The organism is Flavobacterium urumqiense, from assembly GCF_900108015.1.
Taxonomy (GTDB): domain Bacteria; phylum Bacteroidota; class Bacteroidia; order Flavobacteriales; family Flavobacteriaceae; genus Flavobacterium; species Flavobacterium urumqiense.
On the sequence record NZ_FNVP01000019.1, the window covers coordinates 35,843 to 41,976 of the forward strand.

6 protein-coding genes are annotated in these 6,134 nt (G+C 30.6%); 4 read left to right on the forward strand and 2 right to left on the reverse strand.

What is annotated here, in order from left to right; all coding sequences use genetic code 11:
• Nucleotides 1–9 precede the first annotated feature (9 nt).
• On the forward strand, nucleotides 10–1,020 hold the full coding sequence (locus tag C4S35_RS15145; RefSeq protein ID WP_104000989.1) for a glycosyltransferase family 2 protein: 1,011 nt from the start codon (nucleotides 10–12) through the stop codon (nucleotides 1,018–1,020).
• Between the two features lie 6 nt (nucleotides 1,021–1,026).
• Nucleotides 1,027–1,911: a glycosyltransferase family 2 protein gene (locus C4S35_RS15150; RefSeq protein ID WP_104000990.1), complete on the forward strand. Its 885-nt coding sequence runs from the start codon at nucleotides 1,027–1,029 to the stop codon at nucleotides 1,909–1,911.
• Here the strand turns inward: C4S35_RS15150 and C4S35_RS15155 are convergent.
• Complete coding sequence (locus tag C4S35_RS15155; RefSeq protein ID WP_104000991.1) at nucleotides 1,908–2,642, reverse strand: class I SAM-dependent methyltransferase; 735 nt, start codon at nucleotides 2,640–2,642, stop codon at nucleotides 1,908–1,910. The genes C4S35_RS15150 and C4S35_RS15155 overlap by 4 nt on opposite strands.
• A 449-nt stretch (nucleotides 2,643–3,091) precedes the next feature.
• Nucleotides 3,092–4,021 (reverse strand): O-fucosyltransferase family protein, encoded by a 930-nt coding sequence (locus tag C4S35_RS15160; RefSeq protein ID WP_104000992.1) that lies wholly within the window; start codon nucleotides 4,019–4,021, stop codon nucleotides 3,092–3,094.
• 326 nt (nucleotides 4,022–4,347) lie between these two features.
• On the opposite strand from C4S35_RS15160, the gene C4S35_RS15165 reads away from it, so the two are divergent.
• Nucleotides 4,348–5,382 carry an N-acetylneuraminate synthase family protein gene (locus C4S35_RS15165; protein ID WP_104000993.1) on the forward strand — a complete coding sequence of 345 codons (1,035 nt, stop codon included), beginning with the start codon at nucleotides 4,348–4,350 and terminating at the stop codon, nucleotides 5,380–5,382.
• A gap of 358 nt (nucleotides 5,383–5,740) precedes the next feature.
• Complete coding sequence (locus C4S35_RS15170) at nucleotides 5,741–6,079, forward strand: GIY-YIG nuclease family protein (RefSeq protein WP_104000994.1); 339 nt, start codon at nucleotides 5,741–5,743, stop codon at nucleotides 6,077–6,079.
• Nucleotides 6,080–6,134 lie beyond the last annotated feature (55 nt).

The following is a 6,134-nucleotide window of genomic DNA, read 5'->3' on the forward strand; positions in this document are numbered from 1 at the left end:
TATCATTAAATGAAAAAATTAGCTGTTTTACTACCCGCTTTTAACGCTGGCCCTTATATCAAAGCCAGTATTGATTCTATTTTGAATCAAACATTCGATGATTTTCATTTGTTTGTTTATGACGATTGTTCAACAGATAACACTGAAGAAATTATTTCCTCTTATAGAGATCCCCGTATTTTTTATCGCAAGAATGCTGCAAATTTTGGTATCGCTAAAACGTTGAATAGAGGATTAGACGAATTGCTTCCTCATTATGAATTCATTGCAAGGATGGATGCCGATGATTGGGCATACCCTCAACGTTTTGAAAAACAATTGGATTTTTTAAATAAAAATAGAGAAATAGTACTTTGTGGTACGCAAGGATATTGGTTGAAAGATATTAATCAAAATCCTAGTGCAGGATGGCAATATCCAACAGATAGTGCGTATATTAAATATTATTTGCTCTTTGCAGCTACTTTTGGCCACTCCTCAGTTGTTTTTAGAAGCCATACTATTACTAGTTATAATTTAGGATATGATGAAACAATTACTACTTGTGAAGATTGGGAACTATGGGTTCGAATTTCTAAAATAGGAACAATGGCTAATTTACCTGATTACCTCATGAAATATCGTATTTTGGAAAATAGTAACCATCGTTCTTTAGAGAAAATTAAGAGGCATCTTGAAGAACGATCCAACATTATATCCAGTTATTGGAGATATTATGATATTCCATTTTTTGATCAAGAGATTTATGAATTGTATTTTGGTAAAATAGCTATAACAGGAAAGGAATTTAAATTAAAAATTAAAAAATTAATAACCGCTTTCAATACTATCTATCATAAAACAGAAATGGATTTGTCCATAAAAGACAGAAATGATTTTCGCTATTTATTAGCCAGAAAAATTTTGAATTATTGGAAGCGTTCTCAGATCAGTAGATACGATCCTTTAGTTTGGATAATGATTGTTGGCGAAGTAAAATTTATGAATAAAATTAAGTTGGTAAAAAGTATAATACGATAATAATTTATGCAAGCCTCCATTGTAATCGTTTCTAAAGACAGAAAACAAGAATTAGAAAAAACACTGCTCATACTTGAAAAGTTAATTAATTTTTCAATTCATGAAGTTTTGGTTTTTCTTGATGGGTGCAGCGACGGATCTGAACTTTTAAAAAGTCAATTTAAATGGGTGATATGGGATGGTTCTGAAAAATCAATTGGTGCTTCAGGTGCGAGAAACGCACTTTATCCAAAAGCTAAAGGAACATATTTAATCGGTTTGGATGATGATGCGCATCCTTTGCAAACTAATTTCATAGATCTTACACAAACTATTTTCAAAAAGTATCCTACTGCTGGCATTCTCGCTTTTCAAGAAATTAAAGGTATTTTTAATTCTGATACCGAAGCCCTATTTCATAAAAAATTAATAGTAGACGAGTACTATTGTAATGACTTTATTGGCTGTGGTTTTTCTATCAAAAATGAAGTGTATAAGGCTACCAATGGCTTTCCTGTTTGGGTAGACATTTACGGAGAAGAATCTTGTGTTTCTATTGAAGTCATAGCGAAAGGATTTGATATTCTTTACACCAATAGAATCGCCGTGAATCATCGTGTCAACATGGAATTGCGAAAAAAATCAGGCGCAAATTATTTTAGATTTGGGAAACAATTGAAAAATGTCACTTATTATTATCTCGTTTACTATCCTTTTCCAGTTATGAAAATTGCCAAATTGTTTTGGCATAATTTTAAAAAATACGCAACTAATGATTGGAGTTATTTTAAAATATATTTTCAAACTATTGTAATTATAGTGCTTTATTTGCCCCAATTAATCAAGTTTAGAAAACCTGTAGATCTTAAAGTGTTAAAAAAGTTAAAAGAATTATCTAGCCCAAAGTTTTAGAAACTTACATGCCAATCCCAGTTTCGAGTATCATTATTAATTTTTTGTATAACAACGCAATGAGAATTAATACCTAAATCAAAATCTGGTTTAAGAATTTCTATACTTAATAATTTGTGATGATAAGGTAATAATTTTAAGAATTTCGCTAATTTTCTTAATTGTGAAATTCTATTGTTACTAGGATTTTGGGAATGAACTTTATAATTAGGAAATTGGGAAATGTATCTAAGTAATTTTCTAATGCCTGGGAATGATACATCATCAAACACAATCATGCCATTGATTTCTAATAGTTTATCAATGTAAAAAAAATTAACAAGTAACCAGTCAAATTGTTTGGTTGAGTCAATGTAAGCAAAATCAAATTTTCTTCCTTTTTCTAAAAGTGATGGTAAAACAACATAACAAAATTCTTCGAAATATTCTATTTTTTCAGTATATCCTGCCTGATTCACTAAATCAATTCCATCGCTATTCCAATCTGAATGCTGAAATTTATCAATTACAAGATGACTACCACCATTATTTACAATTTCTTCCGTTATTGCAAATGTAGAAATACCAAAGGCAAATCCGATTTCAATAGATTTCTTAAAATTATTAGTTTTTATTATATTTTGTAAATATTCGCATTGTTCTTTTCTTGTTTCGGAATGTATGTAGATTGTCTGATTTTTACTATTTGTAAATTTTTTTGTTTCAAATATATTTTCAAGTATCTTATTCATAAATTTTTTTTTTATAAAAAGCGTTAAGTAATTGAAGATTATTACTTTACATTTTACCCAATAGTACTAAATTAAAATACTTAATTAAGTACCCGAGTTGTAATTATCCAAAAATAGTTTGAAATACTAAAGCAGAAGCGAAATTAAGTATAGTTATTATACAAAAAGTATTTTTGTCGTCAGAAATATATTCAACTCTAAACTTATAATATGTATTTAAAAAAATCATCACGATGCATTATTGCCGAAATTCGTCAAGCATATGAGAGTAATCTTTGAATTTTTGATTCTTTGAAGGTTCACTATTGAAAAATGATAGAATATTGAAACGAGAAAATATTAATTTTACGAATAAAATGTAAGAGGGTTATTTATCATAAATAAAAAAGCATTATCCAATATGTTTATGTATTTAAAAGTTGATGAAATACCTAATTCAAAAATAATCTTTATAAGGGAGTCCAAGGTATATCAAGACTATGGCAATCTTTATTGTTTCTTATGAGTGTAACAAATCGTGAAATATTACTAGAGTATGTACCAACAAACATTTCAGAGCTAGAGAGCAGGTATGCATCTTTTAAAATGTTTATAACTTCAGTTCTTTTTTCATGTTTTTTCGCATTGTTATATTCTTTTTGAAAATATCCGAATCTAGTTGAAGGGCAAAAACTTAAATAATTAAATTCAGGAAATTTTTTTTTAAAACTCTCTAGCACTTCATTATCATCTGTACAAATAGTAAATTTTTTAATTTCGGGTTTAAATTCTTGTGATTTATTAATATAAAATTCAATATCGAATGATTCGGCCTCGTTATTGTTTCCTTTTACTTTGTCTCCTCTTCTTACATGTATTCCGCAACTTTCTTTAACAAATTTAAGGTCAGTTTCGTTTAGTGAAAATATTTCTTTAGTGGTGTCATGGTTGTAGTCCAAGATTATATCAAAAATTTGCTTTTTTGCTTCGAAAATATCTCCGTTTATGCCAAGTTCAGGGTAAAAAAAATGTTTATTTATAAATGATTTTCTCCTCATGTCACTCCAAATATCATCTTGTAATATTTTTCTTTTTTTATAATGTTTATGATAAATCATATAAAAAGATTCTATTCTTTTTCTAACAAAAATATCATGCGGTATTGGAATTATTCCTTTATACTCTTCAAATATTGGATTGAAATAATCTTCCCATTTGCCACTAACCCATTTGCCACTGTAAAGTCTAAGTTTTATTTTATTATCAATACAGTATAAAGCAGCAAGCGCTAGGTTATTCAGCTCGGAGAAAAATCCTCTATTTGTCAAAGGATATATTAATTCTGATCTTTTTATAGAATTGTTTGTTTTTTTGTAGGTTTCTCTATATTGTGTAATCATATATTATTTTGAATTTATTTAGTATTCATTGCTATTTTATTTGCATCAACTTGAATGGGCAAACACTCATTGATCCATTTTGCAACGATTCTATAATTTTAGCTTGGATTTTAATGTTTTTTTGTTGGCGAAATCAACCAATTGTACTTCTCATTTTTTTATCAAATATAAACTTTTTTGTCAAATTAATTCTTTGCAATGATTTTGTAAATGATTTTTTTGTAATTAAAAAAAGATTATTCATTAAATTAAACAATTTGGATTTATCTAAATTAATTTGGTAAAAGGAAATAAAACCTATTTTTGTTTAAATAAAAAAACTATTCATGTTTTTAAAAAAATCGTCACCCTATATTATAGCTGAAATCGGTCAGGCACATGAGGGCAGTTTGGGTATTTTATATTCGTATATTGATGCAATTGCCGAGATGGGAGTTGATGCCGTAAAGTTTCAAATGCACATCGCTGAAGCGGAAAGTAGTGTTCACGAGCCTTTTCGAGTACAGTTCTCATTAGAAGACAACACCCGCTTTGATTATTGGAAACGAATGGGTTTTTCTTTAGCGCAATGGATAGGTATCAAACGTCATTGTGATAGTGTGGGGCTTGACTTTATATGTTCCCCTTTTAGTAATTTAGCAGTGGATTGGCTGGAAGAAATTGGTGTGAAATATTATAAAATAGGCTCCGGTGAAGTTACTAATTTTTTGATTTTGGAAAAAATTGCACAAACTGGAAAACCTGTGATTTTGTCTTCAGGTATGAGTTCCTATGCCGAATTAGATCAAACCGTTGATTTCCTGAAAGAAAGACAAGTTGATTTTTCTATTTTGCAATGTACGACTGCCTATCCGACAGTGCCAGAAAACTATGGTTTGAATGTTATTCAAGAGGTAAAGGAAAGATATAAAGTACCAGTTGGTTTTTCAGATCATTCGGCCCGAATAGAAACTTGTATTGCAGCAACGGCTTTGGGAGCCAGTATTCTTGAATTTCATGTTGTTTTTGACCGACAGCTTTTTGGTCCGGATGCCAAAGCTTCTTTAACCATTGCGGAAACCAAAGATTTAGTTTTAGCCGTCAAAAATGTTGCAACTGCCTTGTCCAATCCTATTGATAAAAATAACAATACTAATTTTTCGGAACTCAAACAGATTTTCGAAAAATCATTGGCAGTCAATAAAAAATTGCCTAAAAATCATGTGATTACTTTTGATGACTTAGAAGCTAAAAAGCCAAAAGGGTTTGGGATTGACGCCCTGCGATTTCAAGAAGTAGTCGGGAAGGTTTTGAATAGGGATTTAGATCAATGGGATTTTTTGAATGAGGGGGACTTCGACAAGCTCAGTCTGACGGAGTAAGGTCTTTGACCCTTCGAAAAAGACTCAGGGAAGACTCTGGTTAGACGGAGAAGTGTAAGTTGAGGAGGACTTCGACAAGCTCAGTCTGACAAGTATAGATCGAGGAGGATTACGACTCTTCGATAAAAACTCAGGGCAGGCTCTGCTCAGACGGAGAAGTGTGAATTGATTAGGACTTCGACAAACTCAGTCTGACAAATCCAAGTTTTCGCGAAGATCTGCGACTCTTCAATAAAAACTCAGGGGAGGTTCTGCTGAGACGGACAAGTATGAATAAGGATGTATATTAGATAGAACAACGTATTCTACCACTAGATCTGTCGAAGCGAAAGTTTAAATTTTAATCGATATCAAAATGATGAGACTTTATTATGTTTATATTGTCAAGTGTAAAGATGATTCCTATTATACTGGGATAACTAATAGTATTGACAGGAGATTATACGAGCATAATAGTGGAATAAAAACAGACTCTTATACATACTCCAAAAGACCAGTTGTTTTAGTTTGGTTTGAATCCTTTACTGATCCTACACAAGCTATTATGATAGAAAAAAAAATTAAAGGATGGAGCAGAAGGAAAAAAGAAGCATTAATAAATGAAGATTGGGATAAGCTAGTGCAGTATTCAAAAAATTATACTGAATTTGGTAAAGATGGCGATTTGTCCTCTATAATCTCAGACGGACGAGTATAAAGTGAGGAGGACTTCGACAAGCTCAGTCTGACAAATTCAAGTTTTCGAGAAGATC